Annotated in this window: 26 protein-coding genes; 13 read left to right on the top strand and 13 right to left on the bottom strand. The window is 71.9% G+C overall.

Translation table 11 applies throughout. The features are described from left to right. Nucleotides 1–68: 68 nt before the first annotated feature. Together exaC and U870_RS0109240 are read left to right on the top strand one after the other, a co-directional pair. The gene (exaC, locus tag U870_RS0109245) at nucleotides 69–1652 is read left to right on the top strand and encodes an acetaldehyde dehydrogenase ExaC (RefSeq protein ID WP_025157120.1); all 1584 of its coding nucleotides are present in this window, start codon (nucleotides 69–71) and stop codon (nucleotides 1650–1652) included. 60 nt (nucleotides 1653–1712) lie between these two features. Beyond that, a complete protein-coding gene (locus U870_RS0109240) occupies nucleotides 1713–2048 on the top strand; it encodes a DUF779 domain-containing protein (RefSeq protein ID WP_205288754.1) in 336 nt (111 codons plus the stop codon). 75 nt (nucleotides 2049–2123) lie between these two features. On the opposite strand, the gene U870_RS0109235 is transcribed toward U870_RS0109240, so the two are convergent. Continuing rightward, nucleotides 2124–2561: a VanZ family protein gene (locus tag U870_RS0109235; protein ID WP_025157118.1), complete on the bottom strand. Its 438-nt coding sequence runs from the start codon at nucleotides 2559–2561 to the stop codon at nucleotides 2124–2126. An 18-nt stretch (nucleotides 2562–2579) separates the two neighbouring features. On the opposite strand from U870_RS0109235, the gene U870_RS0109230 reads away from it, so the two are divergent. Then, on the top strand, nucleotides 2580–3776 hold the full coding sequence (locus U870_RS0109230; protein WP_025157117.1) for a low temperature requirement protein A: 1197 nt from the start codon (nucleotides 2580–2582) through the stop codon (nucleotides 3774–3776). Between the two features lie 16 nt (nucleotides 3777–3792). Here the strand turns inward: U870_RS0109230 and U870_RS0109225 are convergent, their stop codons facing one another. Both U870_RS0109225 and U870_RS23095 read right to left on the bottom strand, forming a co-directional pair. Continuing rightward, a complete protein-coding gene (locus U870_RS0109225) occupies nucleotides 3793–4449 on the bottom strand; it encodes a lysoplasmalogenase (protein WP_162819118.1) in 657 nt (218 codons plus the stop codon). 10 nt (nucleotides 4450–4459) lie between these two features. Continuing rightward, entirely contained in the window at nucleotides 4460–5488 is a 1029-nt protein-coding gene (locus tag U870_RS23095) for a phosphotransferase enzyme family protein (protein ID WP_025157115.1), read from the bottom strand. A gap of 116 nt (nucleotides 5489–5604) precedes the next feature. Between U870_RS23095 and U870_RS0109215 the strand changes: the two genes are divergently transcribed. After that, nucleotides 5605–6765, top strand: coding sequence for an inorganic phosphate transporter (locus U870_RS0109215; protein ID WP_025157114.1), 1161 nt, complete (start codon nucleotides 5605–5607; stop codon nucleotides 6763–6765). After that, nucleotides 6765–7091, top strand: a complete 327-nt coding sequence (locus tag U870_RS0109210) for a hypothetical protein (protein ID WP_025157113.1) — start codon at nucleotides 6765–6767, stop codon at nucleotides 7089–7091. The genes U870_RS0109215 and U870_RS0109210 overlap by 1 nt, the downstream gene beginning before the upstream one ends. Before the next feature lie 119 nt (nucleotides 7092–7210). Here the strand turns inward: U870_RS0109210 and rpsO are convergent, their stop codons facing one another. The 3 genes from rpsO to U870_RS0109195 all read right to left on the bottom strand — a co-directional run bounded on the left by rpsO (nucleotide 7211) and on the right by U870_RS0109195 (nucleotide 9849). Then, the gene (rpsO, locus tag U870_RS0109205; RefSeq protein ID WP_025157112.1) at nucleotides 7211–7480 is read right to left on the bottom strand and encodes a 30S ribosomal protein S15; all 270 of its coding nucleotides are present in this window, start codon (nucleotides 7478–7480) and stop codon (nucleotides 7211–7213) included. A gap of 114 nt (nucleotides 7481–7594) precedes the next feature. Next, on the bottom strand, nucleotides 7595–8359 hold the full coding sequence (locus U870_RS0109200) for a VOC family protein (protein ID WP_025157111.1): 765 nt from the start codon (nucleotides 8357–8359) through the stop codon (nucleotides 7595–7597). A gap of 185 nt (nucleotides 8360–8544) precedes the next feature. Beyond that, the gene (locus U870_RS0109195) at nucleotides 8545–9849 is read right to left on the bottom strand and encodes a S8 family peptidase (protein ID WP_162819117.1); all 1305 of its coding nucleotides are present in this window, start codon (nucleotides 9847–9849) and stop codon (nucleotides 8545–8547) included. A gap of 194 nt (nucleotides 9850–10043) precedes the next feature. On the opposite strand from U870_RS0109195, the gene U870_RS0109190 reads away from it, so the two are divergent. Continuing rightward, the gene (locus U870_RS0109190) at nucleotides 10044–11084 is read left to right on the top strand and encodes an NAD(P)-dependent alcohol dehydrogenase (RefSeq protein ID WP_025157109.1); all 1041 of its coding nucleotides are present in this window, start codon (nucleotides 10044–10046) and stop codon (nucleotides 11082–11084) included. Nucleotides 11085–11106: 22 nt separating this feature from the next. Here the strand turns inward: U870_RS0109190 and U870_RS22480 are convergent, their stop codons facing one another. After that, nucleotides 11107–11706 carry a TetR family transcriptional regulator gene (locus tag U870_RS22480; protein WP_025157108.1) on the bottom strand — a complete coding sequence of 200 codons (600 nt, stop codon included), beginning with the start codon at nucleotides 11704–11706 and terminating at the stop codon, nucleotides 11107–11109. Between the two features lie 92 nt (nucleotides 11707–11798). On the opposite strand from U870_RS22480, the gene U870_RS0109180 reads away from it, so the two are divergent. After that, nucleotides 11799–12557 (top strand): SDR family NAD(P)-dependent oxidoreductase, encoded by a 759-nt coding sequence (locus tag U870_RS0109180; RefSeq protein WP_025157107.1) that lies wholly within the window; start codon nucleotides 11799–11801, stop codon nucleotides 12555–12557. Between the two features lie 41 nt (nucleotides 12558–12598). On the opposite strand, the gene U870_RS0109175 is transcribed toward U870_RS0109180, so the two are convergent. Further along, nucleotides 12599–14026, bottom strand: coding sequence for a PLP-dependent aminotransferase family protein (locus tag U870_RS0109175; RefSeq protein WP_025157106.1), 1428 nt, complete (start codon nucleotides 14024–14026; stop codon nucleotides 12599–12601). Nucleotides 14027–14107: 81 nt separating this feature from the next. Here U870_RS0109175 and U870_RS0109170 point away from each other — a divergent pair, with 81 nt between their 5' ends. Beyond that, nucleotides 14108–14548 (top strand): carboxymuconolactone decarboxylase family protein, encoded by a 441-nt coding sequence (locus U870_RS0109170; protein WP_025157105.1) that lies wholly within the window; start codon nucleotides 14108–14110, stop codon nucleotides 14546–14548. An 85-nt stretch (nucleotides 14549–14633) separates the two neighbouring features. Here the strand turns inward: U870_RS0109170 and U870_RS0109165 are convergent, their stop codons facing one another. After that, a complete protein-coding gene (locus U870_RS0109165) occupies nucleotides 14634–15008 on the bottom strand; it encodes an FKBP-type peptidyl-prolyl cis-trans isomerase (RefSeq protein ID WP_025157104.1) in 375 nt (124 codons plus the stop codon). A gap of 283 nt (nucleotides 15009–15291) precedes the next feature. Here U870_RS0109165 and U870_RS0109160 point away from each other — a divergent pair, with 283 nt between their 5' ends. Beyond that, nucleotides 15292–16761 (top strand): carboxylesterase/lipase family protein, encoded by a 1470-nt coding sequence (locus U870_RS0109160; protein ID WP_025157103.1) that lies wholly within the window; start codon nucleotides 15292–15294, stop codon nucleotides 16759–16761. A gap of 7 nt (nucleotides 16762–16768) precedes the next feature. Here the strand turns inward: U870_RS0109160 and U870_RS0109155 are convergent, their stop codons facing one another. After that, nucleotides 16769–18160 (bottom strand): FAD-binding oxidoreductase, encoded by a 1392-nt coding sequence (locus tag U870_RS0109155; protein WP_025157102.1) that lies wholly within the window; start codon nucleotides 18158–18160, stop codon nucleotides 16769–16771. 91 nt (nucleotides 18161–18251) lie between these two features. Between U870_RS0109155 and U870_RS0109150 the strand changes: the two genes are divergently transcribed. The 4 genes from U870_RS0109150 to U870_RS0109135 all read left to right on the top strand — a co-directional run bounded on the left by U870_RS0109150 (nucleotide 18252) and on the right by U870_RS0109135 (nucleotide 22541). After that, nucleotides 18252–19772, top strand: a complete 1521-nt coding sequence (locus tag U870_RS0109150) for a DNA-3-methyladenine glycosylase 2 family protein (RefSeq protein WP_025157101.1) — start codon at nucleotides 18252–18254, stop codon at nucleotides 19770–19772. Between the two features lie 48 nt (nucleotides 19773–19820). Further along, the gene (locus tag U870_RS0109145) at nucleotides 19821–20585 is read left to right on the top strand and encodes a glycosyltransferase family 2 protein (protein WP_025157100.1); all 765 of its coding nucleotides are present in this window, start codon (nucleotides 19821–19823) and stop codon (nucleotides 20583–20585) included. Nucleotides 20586–20691: 106 nt separating this feature from the next. Beyond that, complete coding sequence (locus U870_RS0109140) at nucleotides 20692–21567, top strand: fumarylacetoacetate hydrolase family protein (RefSeq protein WP_025157099.1); 876 nt, start codon at nucleotides 20692–20694, stop codon at nucleotides 21565–21567. 56 nt (nucleotides 21568–21623) lie between these two features. Further along, nucleotides 21624–22541: an alpha/beta fold hydrolase gene (locus U870_RS0109135; protein WP_025157098.1), complete on the top strand. Its 918-nt coding sequence runs from the start codon at nucleotides 21624–21626 to the stop codon at nucleotides 22539–22541. Between the two features lie 40 nt (nucleotides 22542–22581). Here the strand turns inward: U870_RS0109135 and U870_RS0109130 are convergent, their stop codons facing one another. The 3 genes from U870_RS0109130 to trmB form a co-directional block, all read right to left on the bottom strand. Beyond that, a complete protein-coding gene (locus U870_RS0109130) occupies nucleotides 22582–24120 on the bottom strand; it encodes an aspartate ammonia-lyase (RefSeq protein WP_025157097.1) in 1539 nt (512 codons plus the stop codon). A 190-nt stretch (nucleotides 24121–24310) separates the two neighbouring features. Further along, the gene (locus U870_RS0109125; RefSeq protein WP_025157096.1) at nucleotides 24311–25726 is read right to left on the bottom strand and encodes an aldehyde dehydrogenase family protein; all 1416 of its coding nucleotides are present in this window, start codon (nucleotides 25724–25726) and stop codon (nucleotides 24311–24313) included. Between the two features lie 9 nt (nucleotides 25727–25735). Further along, on the bottom strand, nucleotides 25736–26419 hold the full coding sequence (gene trmB / locus U870_RS0109120; protein ID WP_025157095.1) for a tRNA (guanosine(46)-N7)-methyltransferase TrmB: 684 nt from the start codon (nucleotides 26417–26419) through the stop codon (nucleotides 25736–25738). Nucleotides 26420–26461 lie beyond the last annotated feature (42 nt).

Raw genomic sequence — 26461 nt, 5'->3', positions numbered from 1 at the left:
CTCGGTGCGTAGCGTCGGGGCCGACGGCGCGCGGTGGGCGCGTGCCGCGCGAGTCGAAGGAGACTGCGATGACGTTGAGCCCGGAACAGACCGCCGCCCAGGAGGCGCAGGCCGCCGCGAGCGAGAAGCCGAGCGTGTACGCCCAGCCCGGCACGGAGGGCTCGGTGGTGAGCTACGCGACTCGCTACGACCACTACATCGGCGGCCGCTACGTCGCCCCCGCCGGCGGCCAGTACTTCGAGGACATCACCCCGGTGACCGGCCGCCCGTTCACCGAGATCGCCCGCGGAACCGCCGCGGACGTCGACCGCGCGGTGGAGGCCGCCTGGGCCGCCTTCCCCGCCTGGAGCACGACGTCGGTCGCCGAGCGCGCCCTCCTCCTCACCCGGATCGCCGACCGGATGGAGGCCAACCTCGAGCTGCTCGCCGTCGCCGAGACCTGGGAGAACGGCAAGCCGGTGCGCGAGACCCTCGCCGCCGACATCCCGCTCGCGATCGACCACTTCCGCTACTTCGCGGGAGCGATCCGGGCGCAGGAGGGCGGTATCAGCGAGATCGACCACGACACGATCGCGTACCACTTCCACGAGCCGCTCGGGGTGGTCGGTCAGATCATCCCCTGGAACTTCCCCATCCTGATGGCGACCTGGAAGCTGGCCCCGGCGCTCGCGGCCGGCAACTGCGTCGTGCTGAAGCCGGCGGAGCAGACCCCGGCATCCATTCACGTCTGGCTCGACCTGGTGCGCGACCTGCTGCCCGACGGCGTGCTCAACATCGTCAACGGCTTCGGCTTCGAGGCCGGCGCGCCGCTCGCCTCGCACCCGCGCATCCGCAAGGTGGCGTTCACCGGCGAGACCACGACGGGACGCTTGATCATGCAGTATGCGAGCGAGAACCTCATCCCGGTCACGCTCGAGCTCGGCGGCAAGAGCCCGAACCTCTTCTTCGAAGACGTCGCGGCCGAGCGGGACTCCTTCTATGACAAGGCGCTCGAGGGCTTCTCGTTCTTCGCCCTGAACCAGGGCGAAGTCTGCACCTGCCCGTCGCGCGCCCTCGTTCAGCGCTCGATCTACGACGGGTTCGTCGCCGACGGCCTCGAGCGGGTGAAGCGCATCACACAGGGCAACCCGCTCGACGTGTCGACGATGATCGGGGCACAGGCCTCCAACGACCAGCTGGAGAAGATCCTGTCCTACATGGACATCGGCAAGCAGGAGGGCGCGAAGCTGCTCATCGGCGGCGAGCGCGCCGACCTCGGCGGGGACCTGGCGGGCGGCTACTACGTGCAGCCGACCGTCTTCGAGGGCGCCAACTCGATGCGCATCTTCCAGGAGGAGATCTTCGGGCCGGTGCTGGCGCTGACCAGCTTCAGCGACTTCGACGACGCGATCGCCCAGGCCAACGACACGCTCTACGGCCTCGGTGCGGGCGTCTGGAGCCGCAACGGCGCCCAGCTCTACCGGGCGGGCCGCGCCATCGAGGCCGGCCGGGTCTGGTCGAACACCTACCACCAGTACCCGGCGCACGCGGCGTTCGGCGGCTACAAGCAGTCCGGCATCGGGCGGGAGAACCACCGCATGATGCTCGACCACTACCAGCAGACGAAGAACCTCCTCGTCTCGTACGCCGACGGCCCGATGGGCTTCTTCTAGGAGCCGACCGTGTCCGACCCGCAGGAGACCAGGGTGGACGTCACCGCCGCCGCAGCGGACATGCTGCGGCGGCTGGCGGCGCTCCACGGTCCGCTCATGTTCCACCAGTCCGGAGGCTGCTGCGACGGGTCGTCGCCGATGTGCTTCCCGGTCGGGATGTTCCGGGTGGGCGCCTCCGACGTCCTCCTCGGCAGTCTCGACGTGGACGGCATCGATCCGGTGCGCGTCTACATGTCGGCGTCGCAGTACGAGTACTGGAAGTACACCCACCTCACCATCGACCTGGTCGACGGCCGCGGCAGCGGCTTCTCCGCGGAGGCTCCGGAGGGCAAGCGGTTCCTCATCCGCTCCCGGATGCTCACCGATGCGGAGCTGTCGGCGTTCGGTCTGGTCTGACGACGGAAGGACCAACGAGGCCACCCGGACCGCGGGAGGGCGCGCGCGTCCCGGCGCGACGGCGGCGCCCTCCCGCTACGATCCGGTCGCGGCGGTGCGTCGCCCCCGCGCCGCCGCCGCGGCCGTGACCACGAGCACGATCGCGATCCCGATGAGCGTCCCCAGCGTGTTCGCCAGCAGGTCGCGGGCGTCGCTGAAGCGTGCCGGGAGGAAGAGCTGCACGAACTCGATCGTCAGCGTCGCCATCACGCCGAGCGCGAGCGCCAGCCACCAGCGCTCCCGGCCGAGCAGCAGCGTCAGCAGCGCGCCCATCGGCACGAACATCAGGATGTTCGCGGTGAACTCGACCACGTCGTAGTCCACCCAGCTGAGCACGGGCGTCTCCGCGAAGAGGGCGAGCAGGGTGGTGAGCAGGCCGTTGCGGTGCGGGTCCGGCGGGAACGGGTTCAGCGTGATCCACGCGACCGCGAGCAGGTAGACGGCGGTGACGAGGGCGAGGACGCGGCGGGCCATCCTCCTATGCTTGCGCACATGAGCATCGCGTTCCGCATCCCGATGTCCGGTCGCTCCTCCGACGAGCGGCACCGCGTCTCCAGCCCGCTCGAACTGCTCTTCGACCTCACCTTCGTCGTCGCCATCGCCCAGGTCGCCTCCCAGCTCGCCCATGCGGACGAGGCGGGCGAGGCGCTCGCGAAGCTCGGCCCCTACCTCATGGTGTTCTTCGCCATCTGGTGGGCGTGGATGAACTTCACCTGGTTCGCCTCGGCGTACGACACGGACGACGTGCCCTACCGGGTGATGACTCTGGTGCAGATGGGCGGCGTGCTCGTGCTGGCCGCCGGGGTTCCTGCGGCGTTCGACGACGCGGACTTCACGGCGATCATCATCGGATACCTGATCATGCGGCTCGCCCTCGTCGGCCAGTGGATCCGCGCAGCGATCGAGCATCCGGAGGGGCGGTCGACGGCGATCCGGTACGCGTCCGGCATCGCCGTGGTGCAACTGTTCTGGGTCGCCTTCGGCTTCCTGCCCGTCGACTCGCGCCCGTGGCTGTTCCTGGTCGGCGCTGCCCTGGAGCTGTCGGTCCCGCTGTGGGCGGAGCGGCCGGGGATGACCTCCTGGCATCCCCACCACATCGCGGAGCGCTACGGGCTGTTCACCATCATCGTGCTGGGCGAGTCGGTGTCGGCCAGCGCCATCGGCGTGCAGAACGCCCTGGCCGCGCACGGCTTCTCCGCGGCCCTCGTCTGGATCGCCGCCGCCGGACTGGTGCTGCTGTTCGCGCTCTGGTGGCTGTACTTCCTGGAGCCGGCGGCCGAGGGGCTGGCGAACCGGCGCAATCTGTCGTTCTTCTGGGGCTACGGGCACTATGTCGTCTTCGCTTCGCTCGCGGCGCTCGGCGCGGGGCTCGAGGTCGCGGTGCAGTCCGGCGCCGAGCACCACGGCGGATCGGACACGGCGGTGGAGTACGCGGTCGCCATCCCCGTCGCGGTGTTCCTGCTGATGCTCTACGTGCTGCACGCACCCCTCGTGGCCGAGGTGGTGATCCGTCCGCTGAAGACGGCGGCGGCGATCCTGCTCGTCCTGCTGCTCCCTCTCGCGTCGCCGGTACTGGGGCTCGTGGGGGTGACCATCGGGATCGCCGTCGTGGCCGCTGCCCTGGTGGCGGCGACGCTCGTCGACCGTACGATCGCGGCCAGGAAGGCGGGGGTCGCTCCCAACGCGTGACCGACGGGTGACCGGCTCAGGCCGCGGCGGGCGCCAGCACGCGTACCCGGACGGCGCGCACCGCACCCCAGCAGATCAGCCCCTGCGCCACCAGGTACGTGGTCATGATGACCAGGTCGACGCCGGGCAGGGCGAAGCCGGGGAGGAACCGATCGAGTCCCAGGATGCTGTCGGAGACCACGAAACAGGCCGCGCCCGTCGCGATCCACGGCGAGCATCCCGACGCTGTCGCCCCGAGCACTGCGAGCGTCAGCCCGTAGAGGGCGAGCGGTACGAGCAGTGCGCCGGCGTGCGGCGCCAGGACCACGAGCAGCGCGACGAACCACGCGGCGTAGACGATCGACCACCGACGCGGGCGCCGCAGGAGCAGCCGGCGGGCGAACAGCACGATGTAGGCGGCGTGTCCGAGCAGGAAGAAGCCGAGCCCGATCACGAAGCCGAGGCCGGCGTCCATCAGGAACACGTCGCCCAGCCAGCCGAACAGGATGCCGAGGCCGGTCCAGAGGGCGACCTCACTGCGCCGGGCGGGCGCGGGGAGCGCGAGCAGCAGTGCCACGAGCAGGGCGGGCATCAGCAGCGGTTTCGTCACCGTGACGACGGCGTCCGCGCCGACGGCGATCGCGACGAGATGGAGGAGGCCGACGACGGTGTACGGCAGGAATGCGAGTGCCACGGCCACGACACTAGCAACCGGGAGGCGCCCGGCGGAGGTCGTCGTCCGTCGCGCGCGGCCACGGCGCCCCGAGCACCCGGCGCACACGCGCGGCGAGCTCCAGCGCGCCGGTCTGCTCCGCGCGCACCGCGCGCAGGGCGACGGCGGGCCGGAGCCGTCCCTGGGCGACGTTCAGCGCCGAGAACACCGCGTGCCGGGCGGGGAGCATCCCCGCGAGCCGGTCGAGTTCCGCGTGTTCGAGTCCGCCGCCGCGCCCGAGCGCGTGGCGATAGCCTGCGGCGACGAGCTCGGCGCGCCTCGGGTCCTTGGCGCCCTCCGCCCAGAGCAGGAAGGCGAGCGGCCAGAGTCGCGGGCCGACGCCGGCGCCCGTCCAGTCGACCAGCACCATCCCGGGAGCCGGTGTGGCGACGACATTGGCGAGCACGGGATCCGGATGCACCAGCGCTTCGGGGAGCCCCGCACCGTCGTCGAGGTCGGCCAGCGCCGCGATGAGGTCGGCGAGCGGCTCGCGATCGGAGGGGTCCGCATCGGCCGCCGTGTCCGTCAGCCAGCCCAGCGCCACATCGAGCTCCGCACGCGGCGGCCCCTCCGCCGCGTGGTGCCACGCCCCGCCCGCCCGCGCCGGTGCGTCCTGGTCGAGCGGGAGGCGGTGCAGCCGGCCGAGCATCCCTCCGAGCGCGCGCAGGCCCCCTGCCGCCCTGATCGTCGCCCGCCGGTCGGCACGTGCGACGGGAGCCACGTACTCCGTCACCAGCACCGGATGTCCCTCGACGACCGCGACGGGCACCGCCGACGCCGATCTCTCCGCGGGGAAGTCGTGCGCCGCCAGCCAGGCCAGCACCCCGGCATCGCCCCGCACCGCTTCGACCGGACGCGAAGCCGGGAAGACCCGGACGACCCAGTCGGCGCCGTCGCGCCGTCGGACCCTCCCGACCCCGGCGTCGAGCTGCTCGACACCGGCCACATCGATCCCGTGCGCGGCGGCGAGCCCGTCGGCGATGCTCCGCAGTCCGACCGTGGCCGCGGGGAGTTCGTGCATGACGCCAGGATACGCACGCGGTGCCTCCGTCAGAGTTCATCCGCCGTTCACACGCGCCGCCGGGTTCGGGCGTAGTCAGGAGGCGACAACCGAAAGCGGACGGAAGGCGGACGCGCATGGACGTGCTCATCACCGTCGTCTTGGTCGTCGTGGTCGCGCTCGTGTTCGATTTCACGAACGGCTTCCACGACACGGCCAATGCGATGGCGACCTCGGTGGCCACGGGTGCTCTGCGGCCCCGGGTCGCGGTCGCGATCTCCGCCGTGCTGAACCTCGTGGGCGCGTTCCTCTCCACCGAGGTGGCGAAGACGATCTCGGGCGGCATCATCCAGGAGGGCGGCTCCGGACTGGAGATCACCCCCACCCTGATCTTCGCGGGCCTCGTCGGCGCCGTGCTGTGGAACCTGGCGACGTGGTACTTCGGGCTCCCGTCCAGCTCCACCCACGCGCTGTTCGGTGGGCTCATCGGGGCGGCGATCATCGGCGGCGGCTTCACCGCGGTCAACTGGGGCGTGCTGCTGACGAAGGTCGTCATCCCGGCCCTGCTCTCCCCCGCCGTCGCCGGGCTCGTCGCGCTGGTCGCCACGTTCGCGGCGTACCGCATCACCGCCAACGCCCGGGCGCACGGGGCGGAGGCCGGCTTCCGACACGGTCAGACGGTCTCGGCCTCCCTCGTCTCGCTCGCGCACGGCACGAACGACGCGCAGAAGACGATGGGCGTGATCACACTGACGTTCATCGCCGCCGGATATCAGAAGGCCGGCTCGGCGCCCGAACTGTGGGTGATCCTGGCGTGCGGACTGGCGATCGCGCTCGGCACCTACCTCGGCGGGTGGCGGATCATGCGCACGGTCGGCAAGCGCATCACGGACGTGAAGTCGCCGCAGGGGTTCGCGGCCGAGACGAGCGCGGCGGCGACCATCCTGGTGTCGTCGCACCTGGGTTTCGCGCTCTCGACGACGCAGGTGACGTCGGGCGCCGTCGTCGGCAGCGGACTCGGCAAGAAGCTCGCGTCGGTGCACTGGGGCATCGTCGGACGGATCGCCACCGCCTGGGTCGTGACCCTGCCTGCGGCGGCTCTGGTCGGCGGGCTGGCCGCCTGGGTCGCTTCGACGAGCGTGCTCGGCCTAGTCGCCGTCGCGGTCGTGGCGCTGGCCTGCGGGCTCGGACTCTACGTGCTCGCACGGCGCAACCCGGTGACCCGCGAGAACGTCAACGACGTGGACCAGTCGGACCCGGGCGTCCGCACCGTGGCGTCGACGAGGACGGAGGCATGATGACCGGGTCACAGCTCGTGCACGCCGCGGACGATCCCGGCGCCGGTCAGTTCCTCGGCGTGGACTGGGGATCCTTCGTCGTGGTCTTCCTCGTCGCCCTGGCGGCCACCGTGGTGATCGTGTGCTTCTACGCCCTCGCCCTGCGCCTGCTCGCGCTCGGGGCACCGCTGGACGGATCCGACGAGCGCGCGACGGCCGCCGGGGGCGCACGCTCGATCGCGTTCCATCGCCCGCCGCTGGCGACGGCGGCGGCGGTCGTCTGCATCGGAATCTGCATCGCGGCCGTGCTCTACGGGATCTGGCTGATCGTCCCGCAGTTCCACTGACCGGAGCGGGAGTGCGGGAACAGCGGGAGCGCGGGAACACGGAACGGGCCGTCACCCGGAGGTGACGGCCCGTTCGGTAAGAAGTTCGCGGTGTCAGCGAGAGCTGACGTCTGCAGTGACTAGCGACGCAGTCCGAGACGCTCGATGAGCGAGCGGTAACGGCTGATGTCGATGTCGGCCAGGTAGCCCAGCAGACGACGACGCTGTCCGACCAGCAGAAGCAGGCCACGACGCGAGTGGTGGTCGTGCTTGTGCTCCTTGAGGTGCTCGGTGAGGTCCTTGATCCGCTTGGTCAGGATCGCGACCTGAACCTCGGGGGAACCGGTGTCACCGGGGTGGGTAGCGTACTCTTCGATGATCGCCTTCTTGATGTCAGCATCCAGTGCCATAGACGGGATCCCCTTCCTCTTCGTTGCGCGGTGCCCGGGGCCTCGTGCCTGGGCTCTCTTTCTCCGCGGCCGTTAGACGGCAACCTGAGGAGTCTACCAGATGGGGCGTGGCGTTCAGCCCGGTTCGCGCTCCGGCTCCAGCAGGGCGAACCCGCCGCCGAAGGGGTCGGCGACGACCGCCCAGCGACCCACTCCCGCGGCGGAGACGGGAGGCTCGAGCACCGTCCCGTGCAGCGCACCGAAGCGCTCCAGCGCCTTGTCGAGGTCGGCGACGTTGAAGTAGACGAGCCAGTGCGCCGGGGTGCCCTCTGCCGCCTCGACGGCACCGGCCACGCTGGTGGCGCCGACGTCGAACAGACCGTAGGGTGCGTCGCCGACGCGCATCTCGCTCACACCGACGCCCAGCACGGCCTCGTAGAAGGGGAAGGACTCCTCGGCCCCGTGCTCGACGAGCTCGAGCCAGTCGACCGCGCCAGGTTCGTCGCGCAGCCAGGGCGAGTCCCGCTCCTTCTCCCAGAGTCCGAAGACCGCACCGTGCGGATCGGCGACGATCGCCAGCCGAACCCCGGGCGCGAGCTCCCCGGGCGGCAGCAGCACCACTCCCCCGGTCGCCTCCGCCGCTGCGGCGGAGGCGTCGATGTCGGCGACGGCGAAGTAGGCCGTCCAGACGGAGCGCTCGACCCCGACCGGCAGCGGGCCGATGGCTGTGACGGGGACGCCGTTCCGGGTGGCGACGGAGTAGCCGCCGGACTCGGCGGTGGCGTCGGGCGCGTCCCAGCCGAAGAAGGCTCGATAGAAGGCGACGGCGGCGGCCTGATCGGTCGACTGGAGGTCGACCCAGATCGGCGTGCCGGGCGGGAAGCTCGCGGTGGTCGGCATGCGCACACGGTACCGCCGCGCGCGCGGCCGTGGCGAGGCCGATCTCCAGCACCGGTCGTCGGTACCCCGGATGCGGGAGGTCCGTGACACCGAGGGGCCGGATTCCTGGCTGATCGACGGTGAGCTGCCGGCTCCCAAGCGCCGCCGCCTCAGTGGCTCACCGTAAACGCCGCCGCCTCAGTGGCTCAGCCGCCGAGCTCGTCGTGGGTCGTGCCGGCGGAGCGTCTGTTGCGCCGGGAGACGAGCACGAGGGTGAACACGACGCCCGCGACGACGAGGAGCGCCAGCACGCCCGCACCGATCAGCACCCAGAGCGGGATCCCGTCGAAGAGCGGCAACGCCTCGCCCGTCGTGCCTCCGGTGTCGGCGTATCCGTCGAACGAGGAGACGTGCTTCGGCTTCGCGTCCTCCCCCGCCTCCAGCTTGGCCGTGATCGCGTCCACGGTCTCCACGGTGGGCTTCCCGAACGATTTGTCCATGAGGGGGTTCTCGTCGGGGTACTGCGTGGGGTCGATCCGGAGGAGGTGGGTGAGCGAGACGGGGCCGTAGCCGTAGCCGCTCTCGGTGTCCCGGAGCAGCTCGTGGTCGTTCAGCGTGGTGTTGTGGATGAGCGACTGGATCAGCTGGTTGGCGGTCGCCCGGGGGTACTTCTGCCACACGTCCGCCAGTGCCCCGGCCGTGATCGGGGTGGCGAAGGAGGTGCCCTGGGTCTCGACCGATTCGGCCCAATCGCCGTTCTTGTCGTTGCCCACGCTCAGCAACTCCTCGCCGGGGCCCACGACGGTGCTATCGCTGTTGATCGCCTTCTCGCCCGTGAGGTCCTCGTCCCACTCGATCTCACCATTCGGGTTCATGGCGCTCACCTGCACCACACCGTTGAGGCGGGCAGGGAAGGCGTAGATGCTCATCTGGCTGTTCGGCTGCGCCGCGAGGACGAGGACGCCCTTCGCCTGCGCGTAGGCGATCGCGTTGGCACCGTCCTGCCCGGGAGACCGCCATCCCATCGATGTGGTGATGATCTTCGCTCCGGCGTCGATCGCCTGGTACACCTGCGCGGAGAACTCCCTCGCCTTGCCTGCGTCGCACCCGGCCTTCTCGGCCCGCCCGTCCCCGTAGAACAGGATCTTCGCGTCCGGCGCGATGCCCTTCACCTTTCCTGCGCCGGTGCCGTTTCCGACGATGAAGGTGGTCACGTTGGTGCCGTGCCACGTGCTGGGCATCTCGGTACCGATCACGGTGTTCGGCTTGCCGTCGGTCCGAGTGCACAGCGGGTTCGGATCCACCGTCAGGTCGGCGCCCTTCAGATCGGGCACCTCGGGATTGATCCCGTCGTCCAGCACGGCGATGGTGATCCCCTTGCCGGTCCACCCGGCGGCGTGCGCGTCGGCCACGCTGTAGTAGTCATACCACCAGTTGCTGCCCTCAGCGGCGGCCGGTGCGGCGCTGACGATCGCTGCGCCGAGCGCCACTGCCAACCCTGCGGCGAGCACGCGTCGGCTCCTGTGCGCCGCCTGGACTCTGCGCGTGGCGTGGTTCTGCATGGTGATCCCCCCGTATCGGATTCTAGTGTCCCCGTCCCGGGAGGCCGCGTGGCGAGCCTCGATCGGGCGCACGGCGGCCGGGAACGGCACCGGCGCATTCCGGTCCTAGAGGGTTGCGTCCGCCCCGGGTAGCGTCCTGTGCCATGAAGGCATTGCAGTATCGCGAGATCGGTTCCCGTCCCGTCGTCGTCGAGGTCCCCGACCCCGAGGTCGCACCCGGCCAGGTGCTCCTGAAGGTCACCGCCGCCGGCGTGTGCCACTCCGACGAGTTCATCATGGGCCTCCCCGCCGAGCAGTACGTCTACGGGCTCCCGCTCACCCTCGGTCACGAGGGCGCCGGGATCGTGGAGGCCGTCGGCGCCGGGGTCACCGGCGTCCGACCCGGCGATGCGGTCGCCGTATACGGGCCCTGGGGCTGCGGGCGCTGCCGGATGTGCGCGCAGGGAAAGGAGAACTACTGCCTGAACGCCGAGGCCGAGCAGATCCGTCCGCCCGGGCTGGGCGCCCCGGGGTCGATGGCCGAGTACATGATCGTCGACAGCGAGCGCCATCTCGTCCCGCTCGACGGACTCGACCCGGTGAAGAACGTCTCGCTCACCGATGCCGGCCTCACGCCCTACCACGCGATCAAGAACTCCCTGCCGAAGCTCGGAGCGGGGACGATCGCGGTGGTCATCGGCACGGGCGGCCTCGGTCATGTGGGCATCCAGATCCTGCGGGCGATCAGCGGGGCGACCGTGGTCGCGCTGGACGTCAACCAGGAGAAGCTCGACCTCGCGACCGCGGTCGGCGCGCAGCACACGCTGCTGTCGAACCCCGACGCAGTGGCAGCCGTCCGGGATCTGACGGGGGGTCGCGGCGCCGACGCCGTCTTCGACTTCGTCGGCGTGCAGCCGACCGTCGACCTCGCGGGCGCGATGGTCGGGGCGGAGGGCGATGTCACCATCGTCGGCATCGGCGGCGGCGCCCTCGCGGTCGGCTTCGGCCGCATCGCCTACGACGCTGCGGTGCGCACACCGTACTGGGGTTCGCGGGCAGAACTGATCGAGGTCCTCGCCCTCGCCCGCGCCGGGCAGGTGGAGGTCGAGATCGAGGCGTACTCGCTCGACGAGGCTCCGAAGGCGTACGAGCGGCTGCACGAGGGGAAGATCCGCGGACGCGCGGTCATCCTCCCCAACGGCTGACCGAACCGGACGGGACCTCGGGTCAGAACCCGCGCAGCAGTTCGTCGAGGGCGGCCACCGCGATCGCCGCGGGGTCGCCCTCGCCATGACGCGCCCACCAGATCAGCGCCGAGAAGTTGGCCGAGCCGAGGGCGCCCGCGAGGATCTGCACCCGCAGGCCGTCCGCGGGCTCGCCGAGCCGGCGGGCGAGGAATGCGGCGACCATCCCCTGGTCGGCGGTCAGCCGAGCGAGGCCGAAGGCGATGAGGGCCGGGTCGGAGCCGAGCAGGCGCAGCCGGCGCCGGGTCGCCTCCTGCGCGTCGGGGGCGAGGTCGAGGGAGGCCGTGATCGCGCGGGCCAGCGCGTCCCGCACCGGCTCGTCGGCGGGGGCGGTCTCGAGCACGGCGTTCAGCCGCTCGACGACCGGCTCCATCCCGCCCCAGACCAGCGCGGGCTTGCTCGGGAAGTAGCGGAAGAGGGTGCGCCGGCCGATGCCCGCGAGCTCCGCGATGTCGTCCATCGTGGTCGCCTCGTAGCCGTGCTCGTCGAAGTGCCGCAGCGCCAGCAGGGCCACCCGCTCGGGGTCGACGTCGACGGGACGACCGCGACGGCGCGGGGCGGGATCGGCTGTGGGCGAACTCATGGGAATCATTATGGCACTGAGTGCTATAAAGAGAGCGACGCCCGGTTGGAGCGCCGCAGGATCCGTCGAGGAAGACCCGAGGAGAGAACACCATGAGCACCACCACGCCCGGCCGTTTCGCCGGCAAGACCGCCATCGTCACGGGAGCAGGTTCCGGTATCGGCAAGGCCACTGCGCTGCGCCTCGCCTCCGAAGGCGCCCGCGTCGTCGGCAGCGACATCTCGGCCGAGCGGCTCACCGCCCTCGTCGAGGAGAACCCGGGACTGGAGATCGTCACCGTCGCGGGCGACGTCTCGAGCGAGGACACCATCGCGAAGCTGCTGGAGGCCGCCGGCGGACGCGTCGACGCCCTCGCCAACGTCGCGGGGATCATGGACGGCTTCCTGCCGCCCGCCGAGGTCGACGATGCCACCTGGGACCGCGTCTTCACGGTCAACGTCACCGCGATCATGCGGCTCAGCCGCGCCGTGCTGCCGCTCATGGTGGAGGCGGGCTCCGGCTCGATCGTCAACGTCTCCTCCGAGGCCGGGCTGCGCGGGTCGGCCGCCGGCGCGGCCTACACCGCCTCCAAGCACGCCGTGATCGGCCTGACGAAGAGCACGAGCGTGTTCTACGCCCCGAACGGCGTGCGTGCGAACGCCGTCGCCCCGGGCGGCGTCGCCACCAACGTCGAGGGCGCGATGCGCTCCGCCCTCGCCGGCCAGCGCCTGGGCCCGCTGCTGCAGACCGTCGTCCCGCCCGTCGCGCAGGCGGAGCAGCTCGCCGCCTCGATCACCTGGCTGCTGAGCGACGACTCGGCCAACGTGACCGGCGCGGTGCTCGCCTCCGACGGCGGCTGGTCCGCCATCTGACGCCAGGGCACTGATCCCGGCCGGCGGCCTCGGCCGCCCGGTCACGGCCGCGGCTGCTCGCGCGACACCGCGTCGGCGAGCAGCCGCAGGCCGTCGGGGATGTCCTGCGCGGTGATCGCGCCGAAACCGAGGAGCAGGCCCTCCCGCCGCTCCCCCGCCGAGAAGCGCGACAGCGGCTGCACGGCGACCCCCGCCGTCGCCGCGCGCTCCGAGACGCGCGCCGAGTCGAATCCCGGCACCCGCGGCCGCAGCGCGAGATGCAGTCCGGCTGCGGACGGCACCACGGTCAACCGATCGCCCAGCAACCGCTCCGCCTCCGCGACGACGACCCGCTGCCGCGCTTCGTACACCCGTGTGGCCTGCCGGACGTGCCGCGCGAAGCCTCCCGTGTCCAGGAACCGCGCCATCGCGTGCTGCGAGACGGGCTCGCTGTGCCAATCCGTCAGCCGTTTCGCGTCGCGCAGTGCGGGCAGGAGCGACGGCGGAGCCACCAGGAAGCCGAGCCGCAGCGTCGCCAGCATCGTCTTCGAGAACGTGCCGACGTAGACCACCCGCCCATCGGCGTCGAGCCGCTGCAGCGGGTCCAGGGGACGCGAGCGGAAGCGGTACTCGCTGTCGTAGTCGTCCTCCACGATCACCGCGTCGCAGCGCGCCGCCCATTCGAGCAGCGCGACCCGTCGCTCGATCGGCAGCACCCCGCCGAGCGGGAACTGGTGCGAGGGCGTGACGTAGACGAGCCGTGCGTCCGGCAGCAGATCCACCCGCAGTCCGTCGTCGTCCACCGGGACCGGCACGACGCGCGCACCCAGCGTCTCGAACAGCTGGCGGACGGGTGGGTAGCCCGGGTCCTCGACGGCCACGGTGTCGCCCGGCCGCAGCACCACCCGGCCGATCAGGTCGAAGGCCTGCTGCGCACCACTGGTGACCAGCACGTCCTCCGCTCCGGCGACGACCGAGCGCGCCAGCCCCAGATGGCGGGCGATGCCGGCGCGGAGGCGCTCGACGCCGGCGGGATCGCCGTAGTGCGCCGTCCGCAGCAACCGCCCCCGCAGCTCCGCATCCACGTAGCGCCGCCACTCCGCGAGCGGGAAGAGCGCCGGGTCGGGCGTCCCCACCCCGAAGTCGTAGGCGACCGGGCGCGGCTCGCTCCACAGCGCGTCCCCGCGGTCACGCCACGCCGGAGCGGGTCGCGCCGCCCCGCCGACGACGCGGCGCCGATCGCCGGCCCCGGCGACCGCCGCGACGAACGTGCCGGCGCCGACCCGCGCGACGAGGTACCCCTCCGCCGTCAGCCGCTCGTACGCCGTGGTCACGGTCGCGCGGGCGACCTCCAGCCGAGCGGCGAGCTCCCGCGTCGGCGGCACACGCTCCCCCGGGCGCAGCCGGCCGTCCAACACGGCATCGCGGAGCGCGCGGTAGATCCGATCGGCGCGGTCGCCACGGCCGTCGAGGGCCACGTGCAGGTCCACGGCACCTCCCGGAATCGGTCTGTTCGCAATCGTCGGAATTGGAACTTACACCGATCCAATGATGCTCCTACCGTGGGGACCATGACAGAACGGATCCAGATCTCCTCACTCGCCCGCGAGGGCTACCGCGCCGTCGTGGCGCTCGACCGCTACGTCGGAGAGCACGTGGAGGCGCCCCTCGGCGACCTCATCAAGCTGCGCGCCTCACAGCTGAACGGCTGCACCTTCTGCGTGGACATGCACTCCGTCGACCTGGAGGGCGGGGGCTACCCCCTCCGCAAAGTGTTCGCCGTCTCCGCGTGGCGCGAGTCGACGTGGTTCACCGCCCGGGAGCGGACCGCGCTCGAGCTGACCGAGGCCGTGACCCTGATCCATGACGGCGGCGTGCCCGACGCGCTCTACGACCAGGCACTGGCCGAGTTCGGCGAGGAAGGCCTCGCGAATCTCATCCTGGCGATCGGGACGATCAACATCTGGAACCGGATCGCCGTCCCGACCCACATGCACCCGCCGGCACTCTGACGCGCCCCGACGGACGACGGGCACCGAACGACGAAGCGCTCCCTGCGGCCGTGCCGAGGGAGCGCTTCGTGCCGTGCGGGTCGGCTCAGCTGACGCCGAGGAGGTCGATGACGAAGATGAGGGTCTTGCCCGAGAGCGGGTGACCGCCGCCGGCCGGGCCGTAGGCGAGCGCCGGCGGCACGGTGAGCTTGCGGCGACCGCCGACCTTCATGCCCGGGATGCCCTCCTGCCAGCCCTTGATGAGGTTGTTGAGCGGGAAGTTGATCGACTGGCCGCGGCTCCACGAGGAGTCGAACTCCTCGCCGGTCTCGTACTCGACGCCGAGGTAGTGCACGTCGACCTTGGCGCCGGGGGTGGCCTCGGCGCCGGTGCCCTCGACGATGTCGACGATCTCGAGCGTCGCAGGAGCCGGGCCCTCGGGCGCGTCGACGTCGGGCTTCTGGTTGGTGTTCTCTGCCATGTGCACCATCCAACCCGTCCCGCGGCGGCGCGTCAAAGCCGTTTCGCTCTGCGCGCAGCCCGCCGGGATCGAGGAAGGTCTTGCGGATCCGCCCGAGGAGGAGCACCCTAGTCGTATAACTCGACGTCCCGGGAGCGTTGCAGGCATCGCCGCACCACCGGGCGTCGAGTCTGTTAACGGCCCGTTCGCACCGTCCGATCCTTCCGATCACGCATTCCCCACCATTGCTCGGTTTTCTGTGGCAAGCTGACCACGACCCCGAAGCGATCGAAGGAGCCCGCCTGTGTCGAACGTCCCCCCTCCCGTCGTCGAGACCACCGCCGGCCGTGTCGCCGGCCTCTGGCGCGGCGGATCCGCCGCCTTCCTCGGCATCCCCTTCGCCGAGCCTCCCGTCGGCGAGCTGCGCTTCGCGGCGCCGGTGCCGCATCGGGTGTGGGAGGGTGTGCGCGAGGCGACCGCGTACGGCGCGACGCCGCAGCGCGTCGCCCTGGCGGAGGTGACGGCGATCCCGGAGCCCAGCATCCCCGGGGAGTCCACGCTCAACGTCAACGTGTTCACGCCCGCACCGGGCGACACCGACGCGCGGCTCCCTGTGCTCGTCTACATCCACGGCGGCGGCTTCGTCGCCGGCTCGCCCGCGAGCCCGTGGTACGACGGCGCCGCGTTCAACCGCGACGGCGTCGTCACCGTCTCCGTCTCGTACCGCCTCGACTTCGACGGCTTCGGCTGGATCGAGGACGCCCCCGTCAACCGTGCCGTCCTCGACTGGCTGCTGGCGCTGGAATGGGTGCGCGACAACATCGCGCGGTTCGGCGGCGACCCCGGCGACGTGACGATCGCCGGTCAGTCCGCCGGCGGCGGAGCCGTGCTCACCCTGCTCGCCGTGCCGCGCGCGGCTCAGCTGTTCCAGCGCGCGATCAGCATCTCCGGGGCGGCCGGCGGCGTCGCCCTCGCCGACGCGGAGAGGCTCGGCCGCCGGGTCGCCGCGCTCGCCGGGGTCCCACCGACGCGCGCCGCGCTGGCCGAGGTGGACGAGCAGACCGTGCTGGAGCTGCAGGCGCGGGCCACCGCACCGGAGGGCGCGACCGAGGACCCGCTGGCCGGCATCGGCCGGCTCGTGTCGGGAGGTCTCACCTGGAGCCCGGTCGTCGACGGGGACCTGCTTCCCGTTCCGGTCCTCGACGCCCTCCGCCGAGGGGACGGCGCCGGGAAGCCCCTCCTCCTCGGCGCGACGGACCAGGAGTTCACGGCCGCACTGACCCCGTTCCGCGAACAGCTGGCGGCCATCCCCGCCGCCGGCATCCTCGCGTCGTTCGGCGTCCCGGCCGGCACCGTCGCGGCCTACGGGGAGGCGCATCCCGGGTCGGGCACGGCCGACCTGATCGGGCAGTTCATCACCGACACCCTGTTCCGCGCTCCGGCCCTGGCGATCTCCCTGGCCCGCGCCCAGGCGGGCGCCCCCACCTGGCTCTATCGGTTCGCCTGGCCGTCCGGTGTCTCGGGCAGCGCGACCCACTGCCTCGACGTGCCATTCTGGTTCGACGGGCTGGCCCGCGAGCGGGTGGACGCCCTGGCCGGCGACACCCCGCCGCAGGCTCTGGCCGACGACGTGCACGGCGCCGCCGTCGCCTTCATCCGCAACGGCGCGCCCGGCTGGGGCGCGTTCACCGCGGACGAGCGGACGGCGTTCGTCTTCGATACGCCGTCGCGCGCCGAGACCGACGCGTACGCGGACGCCGCCTCGCTCCTGTGAGAACCCGCTAGCCGAAGACCTTGCCCGGGTTGAGGATGCCCAGCGGGTCGAAGACCGACTTCAGCTTCACCTGCAGCTCGTAGGAGTCCGGTCCGAGCTCGTCGGCGAGCCAGCGACGCTTGAGCACCCCGACGCCGTGCTCCCCGGTCAGGGTGCCGCCCAGCTCGACGGCGGTGCGGAACAGCTCTCCCGCCGCCTCCCACACGGCCGGCGGCACCTCGTCGCCCTCGTAGACGAAGTTGGGGTGGAGGTTGCCGTCGCCGGCGTGGGCGACGGTCGGGATCGGGATGCCATGGCGCTGCGAGATGGTCTCGATCGCGGCGAACATCTCCGGCATGCGCGAGCGGGGCACGGCGACGTCCTCGATCAGCACCTCGCCGCCGGCGGCCAGGGCGGGATGGAAGGCCCGGCGGATGGCGAGCAGCCGCTCCCCGTCCGCGACGTCGGCGGCGACGCGGACGGCGCCGCCACCCTCGGCGATCAGCGTCGCCGCTGTGGTCGCATCGGCCGCGGCCGAGGGGCCGTCGAACTGCACCAGCAGGAAGCTGCCGCCGCCCGCCGTTCCGAACGCATCGGCGATCGTCTGCTCGCCGAGGTAGGCCGAGATCCGTTCGAGGGCCGGGCCGTCGATCAGCTCCAGGACGGACGGACGCAGCCGGGCGGCGGTGACGGCGGCGGCAGCGGCCGCCGCCGTGCGGACGTCGGGGAAGATCGCGGCGAGTGTCGTCGGCTCCCCCACCGGGAGCGGGAGCAACCGCACCGTCGCCCCGACGATGACGCCGAGGGTCCCCTCCGAGCCGACGAACAACGCTGTGAGGTCGTAACCGGTCACACCCTTCACCGTGCGGTGCCCCGTTCGGATCGACCGCCCGTCCGCGAGGACGACATCGAGACCGAGCACGGCCTCCCGGGTGACGCCGTACTTCGCGCAGAGCAGGCCGCCCGCGTTGGTCGCGATGTTGCCGCCGATCGTCGAGATCGCCCGGCTCGCCGGGTCGGGGGCGAAGAACAGCCCGAACGGCTCCAGCGCGTCGTTGAGATCGGCGTTGACGACGCCGGGCTCCACCACGGCCAGCTGGTCCTCGGCCGAGATCTCCACGATCCTGTTCATCCCGGCCACGGACAGCACGATCGCGCCCGCCGTCCCGTTGGCGCCTCCGGCGAGTCCCGTCCCGGCTCCGCGCGGGACGACAGGAACCCGGAACTCGCTCGCGGCACGCAGCGCGGCCTGAACGTGCTCGACGCGGGTGGCGTTCACCAGCGCCAGCGGGGCGCCCTCGGCGACCCAGCCGGAGCGATCGGTGCGCACGGCGTCGAGCAGTGCGGGGTCGGTGGTCAGCACGCCCGCCGCGATCGCCTCGTCGCCGAGGGCCGCGGTCAGCCAGTCGAGTACGTCCATTCGATCAGGCTAGCGACGGCGAGCCGCCCTCCCCTCCGGTAATGTCCGATTTCCGCTATTCGATGTCAGTGGGGCGTGACAGGCTGGACGCATGGCACGCACCACCGAACCCGCCGTCGACCCGCTGAGCGACCCGGTCTTCGCCGAGCGCTATCGAGCGATGAACGCCCGCGACTCCCGCTTCGACGGCCAGTTCATCACCGGCGTCCACTCCACCGGGATCTACTGCCGCCCCAGCTGCCCGGCCGTCAGCCCGAAGCCCGGCAACGTCACCTTCTACCTCACGGCGGCGGCGGCGCACGAGGCCGGCCTGCGCGCGTGCAAGCGCTGCCTGCCCGACGCGGTCCCCGGCTCCCCGGAGTGGAACGTGCGCGACGACCTGGCCGCCCGCGCGATGCGTCTGATCTCCGACGGGACGGTCGAGCGCGAGGGCGTCCCCGGCCTGGCACACCGCCTCGGCTACACGCCGCGGCATCTGGGCCGCGTGCTGACCGCCGAGCTGGGGGCGGGCCCGCTCGCCCTGGCCCGCGCCCACCGGGCCCAGACCGCCCGACTGCTGCTGACCGGGACCGACCTGCCGATCACCGACGTGGCCTTCGCCGCCGGCTTCACCTCGATCCGCCAGTTCAACGAGACCATCGCCGAGGTCTACCGCACGACGCCGGGCGGGATCCGCGCCGCGGCGCGGCGTCCGGCCGCCGCCGCGCAGTCCGCCGCTCCGCCCGCGACCGCCGGGTCCGCGGCGGGTGGGGCGACGTTGAGCCTGCGACTGCCCGCCCGGGCGCCGTTCGACGGGAGGTCGCTGCTGTCGTTCCTCTCCGCTCGGGCGGTGACCGGCATGGAGACGGGAGGCGACACCTCCTACGCCCGCGCCCTGCGCCTGCCGCACGGTCCCGCCACGGTGCGCCTGAGCCTGACGGGGACGTCCGACGCGCCCGCCGTCGAGTGCGACACCACTCTCACGGACGTCGCCGACCTGGCGCCCCTGGTCGCCCGGGTCCGCCGCCTGCTCGACCTGGACGCGGACGCCGCCGCGATCGACGCCGCGCTCTCCGCCGATCCCGTGCTCGCACCGAGCGTCCGCACCTCCCCCGGACTACGTGTGCCCGGCGCCGTCGACGCCGAGGAGATCGTCTTCCGCGCCCTCATCGGGCAGCAGATCTCCGTGCCCGCGGCGCGGACCGCCCTCAGCCGGCTGACCGACGCCCTCGGGGAGCCGATCGAGCTCGACGGCTTCACTCGACTCTTCCCGACCTCGGCGGCGATCGCCGAGCACGGCCGCGACGTCCTCCGCGGGCCGGCCAGACGGGTGGACGCCATCGTGGGCGTCGCCCGCGCGCTCGCCGACGGCTCCCTCCAGGTCGACGTCGGAGAATCCCGGGACGATCTGGAGGGCCGCCTCCTCGCCCTGCCGGGCATCGGACCGTGGACGGCCGGCTACATCGCCCTGCGCGTGCTCGGCAGCCCCGACATCCTGCTCACCGGCGATCTGGCCCTGCGCCAGGGCGCGGCGCGCCTCGGCCTCCCGGGCGATGCCCGCGCCCTCGCCGCAGCGGGGGCGCGCTGGGCCCCGTGGCGCAGCTACGCCGGGATGCACCTCTGGCGGGCGTAGGATCGCACCATAACCGGTCGTGCGCAGGTGGGAGGGGTGAGGCCTGAAGTGCCCTCGATCACCGTCGTCATCCCCGCGCTGGACGACGCGGGGATGCTGCGCCGCAGCCTCGCCGATCTGGCCGCTCAGCTCCGACCCGCCGACGAGATCATCGTCGTGGACAACGGCAGCACCGACGACACGGCAGCGGTCGCCCGGGCGGCCGGTGCACGGGTGCTCGAACAGCCTCTGCGGGGCATCTTCCCCGCGGCGGCCACCGGATACGATGCGGCCGCCGGCGACATCATCGCCCGCATCGACGCCGACTCGCGGCCGCCCGTCGACTGGCTGCTGCACATCGAGGCGGAGTTCGTCGACTCCCCCGAGATCGGCGTGCTCACCGGGCCCGGCGTGTTCTACGACGGCAACCCCTTCGTGGCCGGCATCGGGCAGGTCCTCTACATCGGCGGCTACTTCTGGTCGATGGAGGTCTGGCTCGGCCATCCGCCGATCTTCGGCTCCAACTTCGCCATGCGCCGCGAGGTCTGGGCGGGCGCGCGGGAGACCGTGCACCGCGACGTGCGAGAGGTCCATGACGACCTCGACCTCGCCTTCCATCTGGACCCCGGGGTGGTCGTGCGCTACGACGAACGGCTCACGGTCGGCATCTCGGCCCGGCCGTTCTCCACGTGGCACGGCTTCGGCCGCCGGCTCTCGTGGGCGTTCGGGACGCTCTGGATGCATCTGCCTGAGGAGTCTCCGTGGCGCCGCCGGGCCGCCCGGCGCCGCTGGCGGGCGGAACACGCGGAGGACGCCCCCGGCGCCGTCGCATGAGCCGCCGGACGGCGTGCCACGATTCGACACGGCGTCGACCCGACGGCGTGCCGACCGCCTGCCTGTCGAGTACCGCTCCCCCCTCCACCCCGTTAGGTTGGAGAGTGTGAGATTCTCGCACCTCAGCTCCGCCCCCGATGCGACGCCGCGACTGGCCGCCATCGTGGCCGAGAGCGCACTCTTCCTCGACGAGGTCATGCCGGACGCCCCGCGTGACCTCCAGGATCTGATCGAGAAGGGCGAGGAGGCGATGGCAGGCGTGCGCGCCGTCGTCGACGAGGCGGTCGCCACCGGGCGTCCGCTCACGCCGGTCGCCGAGCTGCGGCACGCCTCCGCCGTGCTGCGCCCCCCGCAGGTCATCGCGATCGGCGCCAACTACGCCGCGCACGCCTCGGAGCTGAAGCTGCGCAGCGAGAAGGCGGCCACCGTGTTCTCGCTCTGGCCGAACTCGCTGGCGGGGCACGGCGGCACCACGTCCTGGCCGGAGGACCTCACCACGCAGGTGGACTACGAGGCCGAGCTCGGTGTCATCATCGGGCGACCCGCCCGCAACGTGTCGGCCCGCGACGCGCTCGACTACGTCTTCGGTTACACCGTCGTCAACGACATCACCGCCCGCGACCTGCAGTTCTCCGAGGCGCAGTGGTCCCGCTGCAAGTCCTTCGACGGCTTCACCCCCAACGGGCCCGTCGTCGTCACCGCCGACGAGATCGCGGATCCGCAGGACCTCTGGCTGACCACCAATGTCGACGGCACCATCCTGCAGGACGCCTCGACGGCCGACATGGTGCGCTCGGTCGCCCAGATCATCGAGTTCCTCTCCCACTCGGCGACCATCCAGCCCGGCACCCTCATCTCGACGGGCAGCCCCGGCGGGGCCGGCTACTCGCGCACTCCCCCGGTCTTCCTCCGCGACAAGTCCACCGTCACCGTCTCCATCGGGGGGATCGGCTACCTGACGACCTACTGCCGGGTCACCTGACGCCTCGCCTTCGTGCATCGCCTGCAATCCGGCACGGCGTCGGCTAGCGTGAGGGCATGTCCATCGGAGAGCGGCGGCCCGGCGTTGCCGGAGACGGCGGCGAGGCGGCGCGGCTGGATGCTGCGCTGCCCGACATCGACTGGTCGGTCGCACCGGTCGGTTCCGTCTTCTCGCGATTCGCCGCGCCCAGCGGTGAGCTGGCCGTCGTCTCCGTCGGCGACCCCGCGTCCCCGCGCGTCGTGCTGGTGCCCGGTGCGACCGGCTCGAAGGAGGACTTCTTCCTGCTCGCGCCCATCCTGGCCGCGGCCGGGTACTACGTGCAGAGCTACGACCTCGCCGGGCAGTACGAGTCGGCGGACGCCGGACCGCCTCCGGGCGGCCACTACACCTACGACCTGCTCGTGACCGACTTCGTCGCCTTCCTGCGGGACGGCGGCCCCGCGCACGTGCTCGGCTACTCGTTCGCGGGCATCGTCGCCGAGCTCGCCCTCGTCGAGCGGCCGGAGCTGTTCCGCTCCCTCACCCTGCTGACCACGCCCCCGGAGCCGGGCCAGGCCTTCCGCGGCGTGCGCATCATCGGCCCGCTCAGCTGGGTGCTCACCGGGCGCCAGGGTGCCGGCCTGATGATCTGGGGAATCGTCACCAACAAGAACAAGGTGCCGCCCAGCCGGCTCGCTTTCGTCCGATCCCGCTTCGATCTCACCCGGCGCGCGAGCGTCGACGACATCGTCGGCCTGATGAAGCAGGTGCCGGATGTCCGCGCCCGCATCGCGACGAGCGGCATCCCCGTCCTCGTGGCGACGGGCGATCACGACCTCTGGCCGACGCATCTGCACGAGCAGAACGCCGACGCTCTGGGGGCCCGTCTGGCCGTCTACCGCACTGGGCACAGCCCGTGCGAGACCGCACCGCACCAGCTCGCACGCGACATGCTGGCGCTGTTCCGCGAGGCGGACGCGCGCGACGGAGCCTGAGCCGGGCCGCCGCGCGCGCCCCGACGGCGCCGTCGGTCGCTCAGCCCTCCTGCGTGTCGGGCACGATGACCGGGATGGCCGTGGTGATCGTCTCCAGGCCGCTCAGCCGGGCCGGCGACAGCAGGCGGGTGACCTCCTCGCGGCTCATCAGCTTCGCGTCCACCACGAGGTCCGCGACGTTGTGCCCGGTCAGCAGGGCGGACTTGGCGAGCGCCGCCGCCGCCGCGTAGCCGATGTGCGGCGTCAGCGCGGTGATCACGCCGACCGACGAGCCGACCATCGCACCGAGCCGCTCCTCGTTGGCGGTGATGCCGTCGACGCAGTTGACCCGGAGGGTGTGGAACGCCTGCGTCATCCAGGTGATGCTCTGCAGGAGGGAGTGGGCGATGACCGGTTCGAAGGCGTTCAGCTGCAGCTGGCCGCCCTCCGCCGCCATCGTGACGGTCACGTCCGCGCCGGCGACCGAGAAGGCGACCTGGTTGACCACTTCGGGGATCACGGGGTTGACCTTGCCCGGCATGATGCTGGAGCCCGCCTGGCGGGGCGGCAGGTTGATCTCGCCGAGGCCGGCCTGCGGTCCGGAGGAGAGCAGGCGGAGGTCGTTGCAGATCTTCGAGAGCTTGATGGCGCTGCGCTTGAGCGAGCCGGAGAACGACATGAAGGCGCCGGCGTCGCTGGTCGACTCGATGAGGTCGGGCGCGGACTCGAGGTTGAGGCCGGTGATCGCGTTGAGGTGGGCGACGGCTGCGGCGGCATACCCCGGGTCGGCGGTGATGCCCGTGCCGATCGCGGTGGCGCCGAGGTTGATCTCGGCGAGCAGCCACTTGGTCTCGGTGAGCCGTGCGTGATCCTCGGTCAGGGTGGTGGCGAAGCCGTGGAACTCCTGTCCGAGGGTCATCGGCACGGCGTCCTGCAGCTGGGTGCGGCCGACCTTGAGGATGTGGCGGAACTCCTTGCCCTTCTCGGCGAACGCGTCGCGCAGCAGGGCGAGCTCGTCCAGCAGGTGGCCGAGCGCGAACGTCAGGCCGATCTTGATCGCCGTCGGGTAGGTGTCGTTGGTGCTCTGGCTGCGGTTGACGTCGTCGATCGGGCTGATGGCCGCGTAGTCGCCCTTGGGCCGGCCGTCCAGCTCGAGGGCCACATTTGCGATGACCTCGTTCGCGTTCATGTTGGTCGAGGTCCCGGCCCCGCCCTGCATCACACCCACGACGAACTGGTCGTGGAAGCGGCCGTCGATGATGAGCTGGCAGGCGCGGTCGATCAGGTCGGCCTTGTGCGGCTCCAGCACGCCGATCTCGAGGTTGGCGCGCGCGGCCGCCTGCTTCACGCCGGCGAGCGCCACGATCAGGTCGGGGTAGACGGAGATCGGCCGCTTGGCGATCGCGAAGTTCTCCAGCGCGCGGGAGGTGTGCACTCCCCAGTACGCGTCGGCCGGGATCTCACGACTCCCGAGCGAATCGGTCTCGGTGCGCGTCGGACCGCCGACCGCACTCGGATCGGGGACGTCGGAGACGTTCTCCGACGCGTCGATGACGGGGGAAGGGATCACGGGGACCGGCTGCGTCTGGGGGTCGTCCATCATGGCTGTGGGATTCACGGTTGGCACCGTCGCCTCTCGTTGTGCGGTTGGCTCGCCGGGGCGTCCCGGCGCGGGGGTGTCGGCCGTTCGTGGCCGCCGACAGCTCCAACCTACCGCCCGCCCCTGCACGCGTGGTGGACGAACCGTCTCGAATCCGAGACACCGCCGAGCGTCCTGACGGAGCGCCCGTTCAGCCCAGTCTGCGCAGCAGTCCGCGGGCGAACCGGTCCTTGCCCTCCGTGTACGGCGGATAGATCAGCTTCATGGTGTCGGGGGCGAGGGACTTGCGCAGCACGGCCTTCTCGTGGCTGAAGGTGCGCAGCGACCGCTCGCCGTGGTACGCCCCGACTCCGCTCTCCCCGACCCCGCCGAAGGGCAGACCGCCCACGGCGAGGTGGGCGGCCGGCACCCCGAAGCCCACGGCGCCCGAGCTGGTCTCGGTGAGGATGCGGCGTCGCACTGCGGAGCTCTCGGTGAACGCGTAGAGCGCGAGCGGCTTGTCGCCGGCGCGGATGAAGCGCAGGGCGTCGTCCAGATCCGCGACCGGGACGATCGGGAGGATCGGCCCGAAGATCTCCTCGCCCATCACCGCGGCGTCGCGCGGGACGTCGGTGAGCACGGTCGGCGCCAGGTACCGAGTCGCGGCATCCTGCGCACCGCCGACGGCCGTCGTCCCCGCGCCGTCGAGCAGACCGGTGAGGCGGGCGAACTGCCGGTCGTCGACGATGCGGCCGTAGTCCGGGCTCTGCGCCGGGTCGTCGCCGTACAACTCGCGGATGGCGTCGCGGAGGGCGCCGGCCAGCCCTGCGGCGACGGACGCGGTCGCCAGCACGTAGTCGGGCGCCACGCAGGTCTGCCCCGCGTTCATGAACTTGCCCCACGCGATCCGGCGTGCAGCGGCGGCGATGTCGACGGAGTCATCGACGTAGACCGGTGACTTGCCGCCGAGCTCGAGGGTCACCGGCGTGAGGTGCTGTGCGGCCGCCGTGGCGACGATGCGCCCGACCCGGCCGTTGCCGGTGAAGAAGATGTGATCCCAGCGCAGCGCGAGCAGCTCGGTGGTCTCCTCCACCGCGCCCTCCACCACTGCGACCGCGCGGGTGTCCAGGTACTGCGGCACGAGCCGGGCCATCGCGGCGGAGGTCGCCGGTGCGAGCTCGGACGGCTTCAGCACGACCGCGTTGCCGGCGGCCAGCGCGCCCACCAGCGGGGCGAGCAGCAGCTGCACCGGGTAGTTCCACGGGGCGATCACCAGCACGACGCCGACCGGCTCCAGCATGGTCGACGCCGTCGCCGGCAGCAGCGCGCCAGGGACGCCTACCCGCCGGGGCCGCAGCCAGCGGCGCAGGTTGCGCAGCATGTGGTCGATCTCGCCCACGACGAAGCCGATCTCGGCGATCTGCGACTCCGTCGGGTTCTTCGCGAGGTCCGCGAGCAGGGCGTCCTCCAGCTCCGGTGCGCGTTCCGTGAGCAACCGCCGGAGCGCGCGCAGCTGCGCGACCCTCCAGGCGAGGGGCTTGGTCGCCCCGGCGTCGAAGGTGGCGCGCAGAGCGTCGGCGGTCTGCCCGATGGCGGTCTGCCCGATGGCGGTGAGCCCAGTGGTCATGCGCCCATCCTACGGACGGGGGCGGTACTCCAGGTCGAAGATCGCGTGTCCCAGCTTCTCCCCGCGCCGCTCGAACTTCGTGACCGGCCGGTCCTCCGGCCGCGGGACGAACCGCCCGGCGCCCGCGACGTTCACGAGACCCGGCTCGGCGTCGAGCACCTCGAGCATGTGCTCGGCGTACGGCTCCCAGTCGGTCGCGAGGCGCAGCACGCCGTCCGGCTCCAGCGCGCGCAGGATGAGCGAGACGAAGGCCGGCTGGACGATGCGGCGTCGCTGGTGCCGCGCCTTCGGCCACGGGTCGGGGAAGAAGATCAGCACCTCCGCGACGCTGTCGGCGGCCAGGCCCGTGTGGAACACCTGGACGGCGTCGTGGCGCACGATCCGGAGGTTGGTGAGCCCGCGGTCGTGGATGGCGGCGAGCACGCGCCCGACGCCGGCGCCGTGCACCTCCACGCCGAGGAAATCCCGCTCCGGATGCCGTTCGGCCAGGATCAGGAGGTTCTCCCCGTTCCCGAAGCCGATCTCGACGGTGCGGGCGGTGCGGCGGTCGAAGAGGGTGTCGAGGTCCAGCGGCGAGCCGTCGAACTCCACACCGTAGATCGGCCAGAGCTCATCGATCGCACGCTGCTGCGCTTCGGTCTTCCGGCCTCGCACGACGTAGCTGCGCGGGCCGAGGAGGTGGGGCTGTTCCATCCGTCCATTCTCTCAGGAGGCCGCGACCTCCCGGATCACCGC

Source organism: Leifsonia aquatica H1aii (genome assembly GCF_000633535.1).
Taxonomy (GTDB): domain Bacteria; phylum Actinomycetota; class Actinomycetes; order Actinomycetales; family Microbacteriaceae; genus Leifsonia; species Leifsonia aquatica_A.
This window is presented reverse-complemented; position numbering and strand designations above follow the sequence as displayed.

Excerpts from the sequence above, each read along its gene's own strand:
- U870_RS0109200 (WP_025157111.1), bottom strand. The coding sequence starts at position 8,359 with ATGCCGACCACCGCGAGCTTCCCGCCCGGCACGCCGATCTGGGTCGAC.
- U870_RS0109155 (WP_025157102.1), bottom strand. The coding sequence starts at position 18,160 with ATGGACGTACTCGACTGGCTGACCGCGGCCCTCGGCGACGAGGCGATC.
- U870_RS0109240 (WP_205288754.1), top strand. The coding sequence starts at position 1,713 with ATGCTGCGGCGGCTGGCGGCGCTCCACGGTCCGCTCATGTTCCACCAG.
- U870_RS0109235 (WP_025157118.1), bottom strand. The coding sequence starts at position 2,561 with ATGGCCCGCCGCGTCCTCGCCCTCGTCACCGCCGTCTACCTGCTCGCG.
- rpsO (WP_025157112.1), bottom strand. The coding sequence starts at position 7,480 with ATGGCACTGGATGCTGACATCAAGAAGGCGATCATCGAAGAGTACGCT.
- U870_RS0109230 (WP_025157117.1), top strand. The coding sequence starts at position 2,580 with ATGAGCATCGCGTTCCGCATCCCGATGTCCGGTCGCTCCTCCGACGAG.
- U870_RS0109165 (WP_025157104.1), bottom strand. The coding sequence starts at position 15,008 with ATGGCAGAGAACACCAACCAGAAGCCCGACGTCGACGCGCCCGAGGGC.
- U870_RS0109215 (WP_025157114.1), top strand. The coding sequence starts at position 5,605 with ATGGACGTGCTCATCACCGTCGTCTTGGTCGTCGTGGTCGCGCTCGTG.
- U870_RS0109135 (WP_025157098.1), top strand. The coding sequence starts at position 21,624 with ATGTCCATCGGAGAGCGGCGGCCCGGCGTTGCCGGAGACGGCGGCGAG.
- U870_RS0109130 (WP_025157097.1), bottom strand. The coding sequence starts at position 24,120 with ATGGACGACCCCCAGACGCAGCCGGTCCCCGTGATCCCTTCCCCCGTC.
- U870_RS0109190 (WP_025157109.1), top strand. The coding sequence starts at position 10,044 with ATGAAGGCATTGCAGTATCGCGAGATCGGTTCCCGTCCCGTCGTCGTC.
- trmB (WP_025157095.1), bottom strand. The coding sequence starts at position 26,419 with ATGGAACAGCCCCACCTCCTCGGCCCGCGCAGCTACGTCGTGCGAGGC.
- exaC (WP_025157120.1), top strand. The coding sequence starts at position 69 with ATGACGTTGAGCCCGGAACAGACCGCCGCCCAGGAGGCGCAGGCCGCC.
- U870_RS0109170 (WP_025157105.1), top strand. The coding sequence starts at position 14,108 with ATGACAGAACGGATCCAGATCTCCTCACTCGCCCGCGAGGGCTACCGC.
- U870_RS23095 (WP_025157115.1), bottom strand. The coding sequence starts at position 5,488 with ATGCACGAACTCCCCGCGGCCACGGTCGGACTGCGGAGCATCGCCGAC.
- U870_RS0109125 (WP_025157096.1), bottom strand. The coding sequence starts at position 25,726 with ATGACCACTGGGCTCACCGCCATCGGGCAGACCGCCATCGGGCAGACC.
- U870_RS0109180 (WP_025157107.1), top strand. The coding sequence starts at position 11,799 with ATGAGCACCACCACGCCCGGCCGTTTCGCCGGCAAGACCGCCATCGTC.
- U870_RS0109210 (WP_025157113.1), top strand. The coding sequence starts at position 6,765 with ATGACCGGGTCACAGCTCGTGCACGCCGCGGACGATCCCGGCGCCGGT.
- U870_RS22480 (WP_025157108.1), bottom strand. The coding sequence starts at position 11,706 with ATGAGTTCGCCCACAGCCGATCCCGCCCCGCGCCGTCGCGGTCGTCCC.
- U870_RS0109150 (WP_025157101.1), top strand. The coding sequence starts at position 18,252 with ATGGCACGCACCACCGAACCCGCCGTCGACCCGCTGAGCGACCCGGTC.